We start from the raw sequence: 14,408 nt of genomic DNA on the forward strand, positions 1-14,408 counted from the left end.
TCTTCTATCCATTTCATCAAATTTAGCGCCAGCAAGGTTGCTAAAGGCTAAATTTTTGGCTTTTATAACAGCCTCTTTTGCGGTGTAAATTTCATAAAATTTTTGTATTTTGTCTTTGGCATTTGCGTAAATTTCGCTCTCGTTTTTGCTAAAGCAAAATTTGATCACTCCGTCAAAATTTCGCTCCTTTATCTCCTCCACATCAACGCCAACTTTTTCTTTTGAGATAGTTAAAACGGCGATATTTTCTTTGTGAGAGAGGCAAATTTTGCCCCGTTTTTTTGCTTTAAATTTTAAATAGCGAGAAAGTTTAAATGAGTTTTGATTTGCTAAATTTGGATATTTTTTTAGTTTTCTACGCTCTTTTCTAGAAAGCATTTTGGGGCTAAATTTCTCAGCCTCAAAACCGATAAAAAGATAAATTTCACACCTTTTTATAGGCATTTTCAACTCTTTTTTTATACTCTTTTGCGCTTTTAAGCGCCTCTTTAAACTCGCCACTAACCGCCCTTAAAGCATCATTTTGAAGCTCGGTCTCATCTTTAAACGATCTAATCCTTGGCGTAAAAGCGACCTCATCCTCTCTAAAATCAGCCTCTTTTAGATCAAAGTTTAAATTTTGAACTTTTGCATTTAAAATGTGAAGGGCGCATTTTCTTGGTCCAAAGATGAAATTTCGCTCTTTTAATGCCTTTAAACTCCTTACCAAGATGCCACCATAAAGCGCCGGCTCACTCTTAAAAGAGATGTCAAAACCAAAGTTGTGAAAGTAAATTTCGCCAGCCTCGCACGATCTTTTGTAGGTGTTTGCATCAAAGCAGGTGTAAATTTCAAGCTCGCTAAATTTATACTCCACACCGCTTACAACGAGGATCTTGCTTTGCATCAGCTCACGCAAAAAGCCCTGAAATTTCGCGTCAAGATACGCCTTAAAACCTGCTATTTTAAGAAGCTCCTCTCTTTGGCTCTTATCTAAGCTTTTAAAACCATCTCGCCTAAGTGCTTGAAATTTTTCTTTATCAAAACAACTTTGCTCTAAAAACCCACTAAGCATTTCCACTAGATCAAATTTAGCAAAATGGCTTTTAAGTAGCTCGCCTGATAGCATTTTTGCTCCTAATTTTTTGGCATATTTTAAGAAATTTAGCTTTTATATGCAAATGCTGGGTCTAAAATCCACAAAATGATCCTTTGTTTTACAAAGAAAAATGGCAAATTTTAAAATTTCGTGAGCGAGTAATTTCGGCTCTAAAATTTGAGCTAAGCGATGAGCGAAGCCAAATTTTAGTAGTCAATTCTTAGGGGTGAATGGAATTTTAAAATTTGCGAAATAGATTTTTATAAATTTAATGTTTATTTCTTTGTTAAGGGGGAAGAGGCTTGAATTACGAAGTCGCTCCCTTCCCCCTTAACAATCCCCTAACCCCGACGACGTTAGAGGTTGCATGCGATAACACTATCGTGCCGCATGCGTTTTATCATCAGATAAGTTTTTGCAAATTTTAAAATTTGTAAAAATAGTAAAATTTACTTCTAAAGCAGGCAAATTTCACCAGCTGCCGCTAGCTCCGCCTCCGCCAAAGCCGCCACCTCCGCCACCAAAGCCTCTTCCGCCACTTGAGCGACCGCCCCCTCCATTTGAGCCTGATCTATCTCGTCTAAAGCCACCAAGCGGGCTTGCTGAGCCGTTATTTTTCTTAAAAGCGTCTTTTAAAATAAAGAAAAATACCGCAAATATAAAGGCAAAAACGCCAAAAATGATAAGGTAGTTTTGCACGCCAAATCCCTGCTCAAGCGCCGTTGATACAAGTCCTGCAAAGCACGTGCTAAAGCCAGTTCTAACAAAAAATTTACCCAAAAAAACGGAAGCAAAGCATGAGAGTATGCCAGCGATAAATGCGATCACGCCAAAAGGCAAGTCGCTAAGGCTAGTTTTGCTACTAAATTCCTCGCCGCTAGCCACTTTTATGATCGCTAAAACGCCCTCTTTCACGCCTTCGCTCATCTTGCCATTTTTAAACTCAGGTATCATCACACTATTTATGATCTGGCTTGCTACGGCATCAGTTAGCACACCTTCAAGTCCGTATCCAACCTCGATACGAACCTTTTTCTCATTTGGAGCGACCACCAAAAGCACGCCGTTGTTATCTTCTTTTTGACCTAGTTTGTAGCCTCTAGCTATCTCGAGCGATAGCTCCTCAATGCTCCTGCTTTCAAGCGAATTTAAAGTCACTATGGCGATTTGCGTGGTGCTGTTTTGCTCGAAATTTTGCACTAAGCTTAAAAGCTCATCTCTTTCGTTTTGTGAAAAGATATGAGCCTCATCGTTGATCTGCTCATTGAAATTTAGAGCAAAACAAAAGCTAAATGCAAAGAGCAGTAGAGCAAGAGCTTTTTTCATCACTTCTCAAACGAAACTTTTGGATTTTTCATATCTTCGCTGCTAACCTCGATGCCTTGTTTTGGCTTCATCTCTGGGTAGAAAATGCCTACTATAAATTTACCCGGAAAGCTTCTAAGAGCTACGTTGTACTCTTTTACAGCCTCAATGTAGTCGCGCCTTGCTACGCTTATGCGGTTTTCTGTGCCTTCAAGCTGGCTTTGAAGTGAGAGGAAATTTTGATTTGCTTTTAGCTCTGGGTAGCTCTCGCTAACTACCATCAGTCTGCCAAGTGCAGAGCCTAGCTGACCTTGAGCTGCCATAAACTCTTTAACCTTTGCCTCGTCGCTAAGGCTGCTTGCATCGATGCTTACTTGCATGCTCTTGCTTCTCGCGTTTGCCACGTCTTCAAAGACCTTTTGCTCGTGGGCTGCGTAGCCTTTTACGGTTTCAACTAAATTTGGCACGAGATCGGCTCTTCTTTTGTATTGATTTAGCACCTGAGACCACTTCTCGTTGGTGTTTTCATCAAGCACTACAAATGAATTTGCGTATTTGAAAGCGCCAAAAACAAGTGCTGCGATGACCACAACTATGGCTATTAAATTTTTCATGTCTTCTCCTTTAAAAGGGGTGATATTAGTAAAATAAGGCTTAAAAAATGATGTGAATTGAGGTTAGGTAAGTGAAGTGAGTGCTTAAAGCGCACTCACTTTTGGGGGATTATAGGTCTGTTTGGATCTTATCTTCGATCTGGATGTGAAGAGTTTGGCCGTTAACTGTATCGTTGCTTGTGTAGCCTTTAAAGCCGGCATCAGCGTGTACTGAAGCGTCTTCATGCCACTTGCCATTGATATCGACCTTACTTGTCGCGTCACCCTTGATCTTAAGAACTGTGCTAATATCATCAGTGATCGCAAAGATGTCTTTAGCGTCAAATTTGATCTCAGAGTTGCCTTTGAGCTGGATATTTTCAAAGCTATCGACCTTTTTATTTAGGTCAGCTATGCTACCAAAGTCAACAACTGCAGTGTTGTTAAAGACAAGCGTATCGTTGCCATCGCCGCCGTACATTCTCTCTGAGTTTGCATTAAATGCGACTGTATCACTTTCAGCCTCTTTTTCAATGCTGATCGTTGTTTCAGTAACCTTACCTTTAACTCCGCCTGGTGTTACAAGGTTGATAGTGGCTGTTACATCGTGCGCTGTTCTTGTGTCTATATCAACTGTCATGCCATCTTTTATCTCGCCTCTGTTGATATCATCAGCTGTTAAAATGGCTGTTTTTGTCACATTTGCACCTGGGTTGAAAGGATCTGTATATGTTAGCTCTACAGTGTCGCCCTCTTTAGCGTCATCATCAAGATATACTCTTAGTTTGGTCGTACCTCTGTTGCCATCTATAGAGTTTTCATATTTAGTTAAGTTGCCATCTCTATTTTCATCTTCTCTAAACCAAACACCTCTTATACCATTTGTGCTAATTTGTGCTTCATCAGATACTTCTACGCGCTCTCCTGTTTGATCGCTAAGCTCTGCAGTTACCCTTGATGGTGTGCCAGCTGCGATCGCTACGTTATCAAGCACTAGCGTACTGCCATCAAGCACAGTTTGAGCGTGAGTTACTGTATCTGTTAGAGTTACTACGCCAGTTATGCTCTTTTCGATACTATAGGTTTTCACATCTTGTGTACCATCTGGATTATCAATAGTCACTTTTAGGCTATCACTTGTTATGACGCTACCTGGAAGCGTAACGGCAACTTTTGTTGTTTGACTATCAGCTTCGCTTCTATCGATCTTACCGTCATCATTTGTATCAGAAAGATAAGATACGTTTAGACCTGCCGCGCTTAGCTTAGCTAGCTTTAACTGACCACTATCTTCTGCAACTTCGCCATCTTTACTTGTAAGTGTAGCTTTTGCCTCAGTCGTGCCGCCTGGTGACATAGGTACGTTTTTAACCTTAATAGTATTGTTTTCAGCCTCAGCAATTACACCATTTTCGTCTGTTGCAAATATTCTACCGCTAGCATCTTTACTGATAACATAAGTTTTTTCTATCTTATTTCCGGTTACTGTATCAGTTGCAACTACTGCTACCTTATCTCCATCAATAACATTGTAAGGGATCTTAACACTCATTGTTGTTTGTTTTAGAGATAAATCCGAAACGGCCTCATTTCTGCTTAGACCGCCATCTCTACTAGCGTTATCTTCGTCAAAAGATACTTTTACTTCGTTGCCTTTTATAGCTTCTAGCTCAGCCTCTGCTGCTTTTGAACCGCTGTTAGCAGATGTAAATTCTACCTTAGCTGGGTTGCCAACACTTATTGTGATATTAGGAATTTTTAGTACGTTTCCTGGTTGTAGAGTCACGCTATTTCCACTTGCATCTTCTATAGTTAAAACGCTACCAGTTTTAGTTGAGACTTTATATGTAGTTGGTGTGCCATTTACTGTTATTACAAAATTTTCACCAGCGTTTAGGCTGCTTGGTAGAGTTACAGTTGCTGAAGTTACATTGATATTGCCGTCAGAATTTGCCTCATCTCTACTTAGCTTGCCGTTTCTGTCTTTATCCTCATCGATTAGCACTCTTAGCGCAGTACCAGCTCCGCCGCCTTGTGCGTCAAGTAAGATGTCACTTACTGTGCCAACTTTATCAACACCAGTTTTGTCTGAAACTGTCGCTTTTATAGTTGTAGTATGATCTTCTGTAAGATTTAGTGGATACTCAACAGCTTTATTACCAACAACAGTTAGTCCGTTTATTGTGATGTTGCCACTAGTGTCTTTATTGATAGTATACGCTACCTCAGGTTGGCCATCTACACTAACTTTTAGTATGTCACCATCAACAACGTTGCTTGGTAGTTTGATAGTAGCTTTTGTAGAATTTACATCTCCGTCACTTATTGCTTCGCCGTGATTTAAAATTCCATCAAAATTTGTATCTTCTGCAAATGTGATACTCATATCATCATGAAGCGCTTCAAGTGTAGCCTCGTTTACTACCTCATTGTTAGCAAAGCCCTTGCTATCTGTAAATGTAGCTTTTGCATCTGCTTGCTTATCTTCTTTGATCTCTACACCAGGGATTGTCACTTTATTGCTAGCATCAGCGACGATAGTTTCGCCATTAGCACCTGTTAGAGTTATGGTTGCAATATTGGTGTTAGGATCTATATCTTTCGTGATAGTAAATTCTTTAGTTGTAGTCACGCCATCACTTGTAACCTCTAGTGTCATCTTATCGCCAGTTACAACATTGTTTGGCACTTTTATAACAAGTGAAGTTTGGCGTAGCTCGCCATCTTTTGAGCTCTCATCTCTTGTGATAGATGTATTTAAGTCTGCGTCTTCACCAAAGTAAATTCCAGCATCATCTATGCCAGCTACTGTTACGCTATTTTCACCGCTAGCACTTTGGATGCCGTCTGTATCGATGATAGTAGCTGTAACTACGGTTTTTGCACTAGTTAAAGTACCAACACCAGCGATCTTAAATCCATTATCCGATACTAGTACATTGTTGCCATTTTCATCAGTCACTGTAAATGTTGAGCCATTTTTATGGATATCAAATTTAACTGTTCTATCTTTTGTTGTGCCGTCAAGTTGTGGCTCAGTGATCTTAACCTCTATCTTATCGCCATCAACTGCGTTTTTAGGGATTTTGATAGTTACTGTTGTGCTGTATTCGTCATTATCACTTAGTGATTTTTCTCTACTCATAGATTTTGAGCCTTTTGCCTCATCAAAGCTAACAACAGGTGCTTTTACGTGCTCCAAGCTAGCATTTGCCTCAGCATCCCACTGACGAGCATGTCTTGTATGATTTTCAACATGAGCATGTATCTTAGTATTTTCTCCATGTCTTAGCTCAAAGCCAGGCACATCGATAGTAAATGTATGGAAGCTAGTTGCAGTAACTGGGAATTCTTTACCGCCGTCTGTATCCTCTGTCACCTTTGTAACCATGCCTTTTTCATCCATATGGATAGTGAAAATTCTCTTATATTGAGGTTTAGAGTGCTCATTTACTGTAAGCTCAAGCTTATCACCATCATCGATCTTATTTGGTAGAGTGATCCTAGCAGTAGTCACGTTTACTTTGTGCTCGCCCATACTCTCATTTCTTGTAATTTCAATTGTTGATTTTTGCTCTATAAGCTCGATAGATACGTTTCTTGGTACAACCCACACCTTATCCTCGTATGACTCTGGACTCTTTTGAACGCCAGTTGGTGTCTCAACGTGTGCAGTTGCTTTTACGTTTACATCTGGGAATATAGGAAGGTTTGTTTTTACTTTGAGGTTATCCACCATATCTTGATCAAGGATCACCTCTTTTGTAAGTTTTGCATTAGGATCGTCAAAAATTCTTACCGGATCAGTATATGTGATAACAACTTTATCGCCAACAGCTACATCTTTTGGAAGAGTTATCTCCACTGTTGTACTTCTGTTGTTGCCATCTTGTTTGTTTTCGCTCTCACCAAGTCCAGTGTCATTGTTTAGATCTTCTGTGAAGATTAGTACTGGTCTTGTATCTGGAGTCGTAGTATCGCTTGCTGTTTGGCTATTTTGTCCATGCTGATCAGTTATGAAAGCCTCTACTTTTGAAGTTTTTGGAGTCTCATTTGGTACATTTGGTATAACATCGCCATTTGCATTTGTATAGTTTGTTGTGCCGTCCGTACTGCCAACTGGTATATCTGGTATTGTGTAGCCATTGTCTATTATATTTTGATCGATTGGCACAGCTCTGTTTTCAGTTGTACCATCTGGCTTTGTGATAGTGATATTTAGTGTATCACCTACTTTTGCGTCACTTGGTACAGTGATCAAAACTGGTGTTACATTTTGTTTTGTGTCGTTATTATTTTCTGTATAAGTTAAAAGCCCGTCGTCGCCCGCGATATCTTCTGTAAATTTAACAGTTGGAGCCTCTGGAACTTCGATAGGAGTTACGTGATTTGTTCCAGTTGTGCTCTCATCGCCATGCTTATCAACAATCTTAGCATCAACTGTTGTCTTCTTATCTCTTTCAACAGGAACTTCGATAGGATGACCATCTCTAATGATCTCTGGAGTGATAACAACTGGCGGAAGTGGAGTTTTTGAGCCATCTGGGTTTGTTACCTCAATAACTAGTTTATCACCTGGGTTTGCGTCGTTTGGTACTTTTATAACTACTTTTGTCTTGCTTGGATCAGGGTCGTTTGCATGCTCTGATCTATTTAAAGTGTGGTTGCCATCACCGTCATTTGTAAATTCAACAGTCGGTGGGTTGATAACCTCAGGTATTACCTTAACAGAGTCTTCCCCTTTTTCGCTCTCATTTCCTTGGAAATTTGTAATAGTTGCTTCTACTTTTGAAGTCTTGTTTTTCTCAACTGGAGCGTCAAGCGGGTAGCCATTAGCTATGATATTTGGAGTTATAACGATATTAGTTGTTGTTTGAACACCATTTGGATCAGTCACAGTGACATTTAAGATATCGCCAGCTCTTACTGTGCCGTCATTTGGAACAGTTATCACTACTTTAGATGTATTAGCGTTATTATCCGCCAAGTGCTCTACTCTGCCTAATGTGCCATCATTATCTGTATCGCTTATAAACGTTACAGTTGGAGCGCCTGGGATTATCACTGGCTCAGCACCTGTGCCACCATCAGCGTATCCGCCTATTGAACCATTGTATGATTCAAAAGCTCTATTTGTATCAGCTAAATTTCTATATGTTTCATTGATGTTTGCATAGTGACCACCCTCAGCAAATCTAGCTTCGCCAAGGCTAACGCCATCTCCACCAGCAGCAGCATTACCACCAGCAGCAGTCTCTTCAAGTTTTGTTAGATCGCCACCATTTAAAATAGCATTTTGTAAAGCGCTTATATCAGCTAAGCCCTCAGCACCTATCGTATTTGGATTTAAAGAAAGCGTGTCACTGCCTAGTACAGTTAGCTCTTTGCCGTTATTTGCAACAATAGTTACTTTGTCGGCTGCATCGCTAGTTTTGACACTCTCACCCATATAAACGATGTCACCAACTTTTAGCTCTCTAGCATTTCCGTTTTGATCAACTGCGACCGCCTTGCCACTTAGCGATTTTACTACACCCGCTTCTTTAGCCATAAAACTCTCCTTATATAATTTTTTCGGCGATTATATAATAAGAGTGAGGCTGGGGATATTAAGTAAAATTTGGGTAAATTTAAGTTTATTTTTAGTTATTTAATACTCTTTTATCACACTTTAATATTTTTAAAATTCCCCCTAAAAAAGGCATTTTGCGTAACTTTTGTGTAAAAAATTTTAAAAAAAATTTTTATATGGTACATGTACCTTTCGTTTCATAAAAGCGTTATTCTGAACGCCTTAAAAAAGAGTATCTTTTAAGCTAACACGAAAATATTATGCGATTTTTAGCTACTTTTGCCAAAAAATTTTCTTGCCAAAGCCTAGAGTATTGCTCGTAAATTTAACCTTTTCAAGGCTTATAGACCAAATTTTTGGATCCATCGCTTTTGCATAAAAAAATCTTTTAAAGTAAATTTCTCGCTCGCTTGCGCTAGCCTCTCTCATCACCCCTTGAAACTGCACGCCCTCTATCTTGCCAACGATCTTCGTATCAAGAGCGATGGTGCCAGCAACGAGCTTTGAGTTCTTTAAAAATTTGATATGTGAGCTCTCATCAGAGCTAGCCAGCAAAAGGCAAAAATTTAGCTCATCAAAGGCGTAAAATGCGCTAAAAGCGTAAGGCTGACCCTCATCATCAATAGCGCAGACACTTGCAAGGTGCATCTTTTTTAGAAATTTAACTATTCTCTCATCCATCTAAATTCCCCTAAAAATGCCAAGAATGGTTTGAAATTTAAAGATGACTATGGTTATTATTAGCACCCAAAGCGTAAAAATAATGAGCTCTATTAGAGTAAATTTATCTTTTGCAACCCTTTTAAAAACAAGCATCGTTAAAAATGCTCCCAAAAAGCCACCAACGAGCGAAAAATAGTGGATCGCATTTACCTTTACGAAGCTTGGCAAAAGCCCTTTAAAAAATAGTGAAAACATCAAAATAGCAAGCAAATTTGCAAGTATCAAGTAGTAGCCAACGACTGGCAAAACTGGGCAAAGCTTAGCAAAAACGAAGCTTAAAACAGTGATAAGCATCAGCAAAAAGATCCTAGTCCCAAAACAACACATCGCCCGTCCTTTTTTGACGCATTTTACAAAATTTTGCTTTATGAAATTAAAATTTTGCCGATTTAGCCTCAAAAGGATTTAAAAATGCAAACAAATTTTTACTCTCAAGGAAGCTACAACAACATGAGCTTTTCGATGAAGACTAGCTCAGGCGACGAGATAAGCTTTTCGATGTATGACAACAAAAATTTAGAGTTTTCAAGCCAGAAAAATGGCACTTCAAGCCAAAAAAGTCTAACTCTAACGCACGAATACGGCTACGAGTTTGCCTATAAAGGCAACGGCATAGACGAACAGGATATGAAAGAGATCGAGGAGGCGATGAAACAAATTCGCCCACAGGTTGATGAGTTTATGAAAAATGTCAAAGAAGGCGACAAGATCGCAGGTAGCAGCCAAAGCATAAGCGAGCTTTCAAACAAGATCAAGCAGATGCTACCTGACGCAAAAGATCTGGATCACAAAAATTTCATAAATGACAATATGCTAAAGATGTTTGACGAACTTTTAGCTAAAAATGATGCTAATAAAAATCTACTAAGTGCGACAAAAAGGTTATTTGATACCTTGCTTGATGAGAGCAAAAAAGTATCTTACTACGCTTAAATTTAGAGCTTTTGGCTCTAAATTTTTATAAGCGCCTCTCTTTGATAAAAGAGGTGCGACAAGACTATCACGAAATAAAGCTGAAAAAATAGCCCAACAAGTGGCACAAGTGATATTAGATAAAACAAAAATGTAAAAGCTACAAATTTTATCCCGCCACCTTCAAGCAACGCTAGCTCAAATTTCTCACTATCAAGTGTGTTTGAGCCAACGTCTATTAGTAAAAGTTTGTAGTAGATGTAAAAAAACGGCACGTTTATGATGAAAAAATTTACAAACGGCACAAACAAAAGTGGCAGGCAAACGAGCAAGATCCCAAGAAATTTCATGATCTCAACCATCATCACCTTTAGCACTCTAGCCATGCTAGCCTCGCTTTTAAGCACGTAGTTGTAGTGCCTTTTGTTTATCTCTTTGGCTACAACTGGCGTTAAAAAGCCAGCTACGATTAGGGCGATCACGATGCTAATGATGATCGTTAAAAAGGTACTTAGAACGTAAAAAAGTATGCTAACTATCCACTTTGTAGCGCTAAAACTTAAAATTTTAATAGCTATAAAAGATAGCGTTGAGTTTGACTCCAAAAAGGCGAAATTCTCGTTTTTAGCGCCATCGCTTAAAAGGTCAAATATCTCGCCGCCTCCCCAGATCGTAAGCCACGCAAGGCTTGCGATGCTAAGAAAAAGCGGCAATATAGATAGCGTTATAAATTTGGCTGTAAAAAAGTCTTTAAAGCCAAGGCGAAGAAGATTTATCATTTTACCTTTTTGTACTCACGCTCAAGTGCGGCGTAAATTTCATCTATCTTACTAACGCCATTTGATAAAATTTCGCTCATCACTTCGTTATCTTCACGTCCGTTCCAAATTTTCTTATAACTTCCCTCTTTGTAGCCATTATTTTGGCGGAAGCGGTTTAGCACGTTTTTAGCGATATAGCACTCATAAAGCGAGTATAAATTTACGCCACATTTTAAAGACATTGAGAAATAAATTTTAAAGATATCAAAGATGTCATAGTCAAAGCCGCTGCACTCATGTATAAGCATCTCAATATCGTTCATGATCTCGTAAATGCTCTCATCTTCAACCTTTAATGGCTCTTTGCAAAAGTCACTAAAACCGCTTGCTTGGCAGATATCATCAGCCAAAGTCTCAACATCACCAAGCTGTTTTGCCTTGTAAATTTGTAGCGCTAGGCTCATTATAAAGTGCCAGATATCGACAACCTCGATGCGTAAATTTTGCTCATCAGTCTTGGCATCTATGCTCTTCCAGTGCTTCCAAGCAAAGCTGTCAATGAGCTCAGCGCACTCCATATATATGCAACGCCTCCAGCTTATGAGTTTATTTTTATTTGTATAGCCATTTTCCCAACCAAGCCCGTTTGTCTCGTCATTTAGGCTTTGTTGCATCTTTAACATCTCTAAAACAATAGTTCTTTCATCCATTTTTAAACCTTTTAAATTTTAAATGATTATAACAAAAAACAATTAATGCTCAAGCGACAAGCTTGACCCAAATCATCTTAATACAAGCTTACAAGATGTAAAATCACCCAAAATTTCAAAGGAGAAAAGATGAGAGAGAAAGATCTAGTAGTTTGCAACGTTTGCGGACTAAAAAGCAGCGATGATAAAAATGCAGTTTTCATCCATGCTCACAAAAACGGCGAAGAGGTCGATATCTGCACAAGCTGTATCCCAAGCGTGATACATGGCTCAGGCATGGTCGTAAAATCAAACGAAGAGATAAAGGCTGAAATTTAAATATCAGCCACCATGTGAGAATTCTGCCTTAAAGAATTCTCAAACTCCTCCGCACTCATCGGACGAGATAAGAAATATCCTTGCATTTCATTACAATTAAGCTCTTTTAAAAGCTCTTTTATCTCGTGGCTTTCCACGCCTTTTGCTGTCACTTTTAGCTTCATTGATTTTGCTATATTTATGATAGCAGCGACTACTTGCATATCTTTTTTGTTGATCACTGACTGAGCAACAAAGTCATTTGCTATCTTTATGCGGTCGATCTTATACTTTCTGATATAGACAAATGACGTATATCCAGATCCAAAGTCATCTATACAAACATCTATGCTATTTTTCTCTAAAAGTGAGAAAATTTTATCAAGCGTCTCTTGGTCGTTTTGCCATATACTTTCACTAAATTCGAGTTCAAACTGCTTTGGATTTAGGTGGTGCGAGTTTAAAGTTAGCATAAATTCATTTACAAATTTTTCAGATGTGCTTTGAATTTGCGCTACGTTTATGCTTATTTTTGGTACTTTTAGCTTTTTGTTTTGCCATCTTACGGCTTGTTCTACTGTTTTTGAGACAGAAAGCGTGCAGATGTCGTTTAAGATGTCGCTATTTAAGCTAGCTATATCCATAAACTCGCCAGCTTCTTTTTGTCCATACTCTTTTGACTGCCATCTAAGTAGCGCTTCTACGCAGATGATCTTTAAATTTTTAATGTCATAAATCGGCTGAAAATATACCTCAAAGTCCTCTTGTAAATTTGCTTTTTTAAGAGCTATCTCTATGTTTGAGCTTTGTTGTATCTCGCTATCTATCTCATTATTATAAACCATCGGATTTTTGGCTGGATTTTGCTTAGCGTAGTACATCGCCATATCAGCTTTTTTGATGATATTTCTAGGATCGCTGATGTTATCTCTTGTGACAACGTGGATACCAACGACACTCTTGATCGCAAAGTGATACTTATCTATTTGCAAAGGTTTTTCTATCGTATCTCTTAGCTCCATACCAAGCTTCATGCGTTTAGTGTGGCTATTTTCTTCCATTTTGGAAAGCACGATGAACTCATCAGCGCCGATCCTTGCGGTGACCTCTTGTCTGTTGCACGCTTCACGTATGCGCTTTGCTATCGCTTTTAAAATTTTATCGCCAACTTCATGTCCATAAGATGTATTTATATTTTTAAAGCGACTTATATTTATATAATAAACTGCGATCTCTTGCTTCTCACCCAAAACACTACACATACCTTTAAGCTCATTTAGCAAAGAGTCTCTGTTGCCAAGAGAGGTTAGATAGTCTTTTTCAGATACACCCTCTAAGCTTAAATTTATCATCTCAAGTTCGTTTGTCTTTAGGTGTTTCTCTTTGTTTTTAGCATCATGTAAATTTTGCTCTGCGTTATATATCTCTTCGCTTTGATCAAGCACTTTCATAAAATAGCTAATAACCGCTCCAGCTACAACAACAAAAATTATAAGCAGATCAACATAAGATGATAGGTCAGTTTTTATTAGTATTAGTGCAGCTGAGATAATAGGCACGAGCTTAGATGTTGTTTTTATGCCAACATCTGCTGCGCTTATACGCTTGTTATCACCCCTTAAGTAAAAAGCCCCGAGCATTAAGAGAAAAAATGGCACAAGGTAGATAGAGTGCAGAGTAAAATCATGCCCTTTGTTTATAAGCTCATTATAAAAAACATATAAATTTAATAGCGTAAAAATCGCACTTGCGATTATCAAGAAAAAGCCGCTATGTCTAATATAAAGATGGTTGCTATTAAAAATTTCACTAAGAGCGATGAATAAAATAGATAAATTTACAAAAATAGCAATGCTAGCAGCAAGCTCACTAGGGCTTTTAGGATGGATCAATATATTAAAATCACCCATATCCCCAACAATACAATAAGCAAGCGTGAAAACTAGCAAAAGAACGTTAAAGCTATCGGCTAGAACTAGGATCTTTTTATCGCTAGCTATAAATTTGACCACAAAAAATATACCAACAGCGGCCAATAGTAAAAACATAGGGAGCAGATCGAAAAAATCAAGATAAGAAATTTGCTCTTTGCTTCTTAAAAGAAAGTCTTCATTGACGCTTCTAATGGCGTCAATAATAGTCCAGATAAAGACTCCAAAGCATGCAGCAAGCCAGTGCATAGCTTTAAGCTTTGATCTGTTCATAGAGATGTAGATACCAAAAACTACAAGACCAAAGCCAAAAAATATCAACAAATTTTCAAAATTTTTATAGTTTAAAATGCCGGCAAACTGAGAAAATATAAAAAGAGCTATAACGGCATAGAAAATTTGTTTTTGTCTTACGATAAGTGACGAATTTGACGTAAAAAAAATGTTTCTCTCCATTGTTTATTCTGTTTCAAACCTTATTTTTAGTTATAATTTTGCAAATTTTTCTTTAAGGTTAATCATGAAA

At 38.3% G+C, this 14,408-nt stretch carries 12 protein-coding genes; 2 read left to right on the forward strand and 10 right to left on the reverse strand.

Going from position 1 to position 14,408, the window contains the following annotated elements:
• The 7 genes from CYP77_RS02025 to CYP77_RS02055 form a co-directional block, all read right to left on the reverse strand.
• The coding region (locus CYP77_RS02025) for a 4'-phosphopantetheinyl transferase family protein (protein ID WP_103599672.1) at positions 1-444 on the reverse strand (444 nt) is incomplete at its 3' end.
• The gene (locus tag CYP77_RS02030; protein WP_103566402.1) at positions 425-1,108 is read right to left on the reverse strand and encodes an ABC transporter substrate-binding protein; all 684 of its coding nucleotides are present in this window, start codon (positions 1,106-1,108) and stop codon (positions 425-427) included. The genes CYP77_RS02025 and CYP77_RS02030, both read right to left, overlap by 20 nt.
• A 441-nt stretch (positions 1,109-1,549) precedes the next feature.
• Entirely contained in the window at positions 1,550-2,404 is an 855-nt protein-coding gene (locus CYP77_RS02035; protein ID WP_103567475.1) for a TPM domain-containing protein, read from the reverse strand.
• The gene (locus CYP77_RS02040) at positions 2,404-2,997 is read right to left on the reverse strand and encodes a LemA family protein (RefSeq protein ID WP_103567476.1); all 594 of its coding nucleotides are present in this window, start codon (positions 2,995-2,997) and stop codon (positions 2,404-2,406) included. Before CYP77_RS02040 ends, CYP77_RS02035 begins: the two co-directional genes overlap by 1 nt.
• A gap of 109 nt (positions 2,998-3,106) precedes the next feature.
• Entirely contained in the window at positions 3,107-8,527 is a 5,421-nt protein-coding gene (locus CYP77_RS02045) for a retention module-containing protein (protein ID WP_103567477.1), read from the reverse strand.
• A 294-nt stretch (positions 8,528-8,821) separates the two neighbouring features.
• A complete protein-coding gene (locus CYP77_RS02050) occupies positions 8,822-9,229 on the reverse strand; it encodes a hypothetical protein (protein ID WP_012140396.1) in 408 nt (135 codons plus the stop codon).
• Positions 9,230-9,598 (reverse strand): L-arabinose ABC transporter, encoded by a 369-nt coding sequence (locus CYP77_RS02055; RefSeq protein ID WP_258032395.1) that lies wholly within the window; start codon positions 9,596-9,598, stop codon positions 9,230-9,232. It abuts the gene before it with no gap.
• 84 nt (positions 9,599-9,682) lie between these two features.
• On the opposite strand from CYP77_RS02055, the gene CYP77_RS02060 reads away from it, so the two are divergent.
• Positions 9,683-10,204, forward strand: coding sequence for an ATP/GTP-binding protein (locus CYP77_RS02060; protein ID WP_103567314.1), 522 nt, complete (start codon positions 9,683-9,685; stop codon positions 10,202-10,204).
• A 17-nt stretch (positions 10,205-10,221) separates the two neighbouring features.
• Here the strand turns inward: CYP77_RS02060 and CYP77_RS02065 are convergent, their stop codons facing one another.
• On the reverse strand, positions 10,222-10,962 hold the full coding sequence (locus CYP77_RS02065; RefSeq protein WP_103567313.1) for an EI24 domain-containing protein: 741 nt from the start codon (positions 10,960-10,962) through the stop codon (positions 10,222-10,224).
• On the reverse strand, positions 10,959-11,654 hold the full coding sequence (gene dut, locus CYP77_RS02070) for a dUTPase (protein ID WP_103567312.1): 696 nt from the start codon (positions 11,652-11,654) through the stop codon (positions 10,959-10,961). The genes CYP77_RS02065 and dut overlap by 4 nt, the downstream gene beginning before the upstream one ends.
• A gap of 129 nt (positions 11,655-11,783) precedes the next feature.
• Here dut and CYP77_RS02075 point away from each other — a divergent pair, with 129 nt between their 5' ends.
• On the forward strand, positions 11,784-11,972 hold the full coding sequence (locus tag CYP77_RS02075) for a hypothetical protein (RefSeq protein WP_002940779.1): 189 nt from the start codon (positions 11,784-11,786) through the stop codon (positions 11,970-11,972).
• On the opposite strand, the gene CYP77_RS02080 is transcribed toward CYP77_RS02075, so the two are convergent.
• Entirely contained in the window at positions 11,969-14,338 is a 2,370-nt protein-coding gene (locus CYP77_RS02080) for a putative bifunctional diguanylate cyclase/phosphodiesterase (protein WP_103567311.1), read from the reverse strand. The genes CYP77_RS02075 and CYP77_RS02080 overlap by 4 nt on opposite strands.
• Positions 14,339-14,408: the final 70 nt, after the last annotated feature.

Source organism: Campylobacter concisus (assembly GCF_002913865.1).
Taxonomy (GTDB): Bacteria; Campylobacterota; Campylobacteria; order Campylobacterales; family Campylobacteraceae; genus Campylobacter_A; species Campylobacter_A concisus_AM.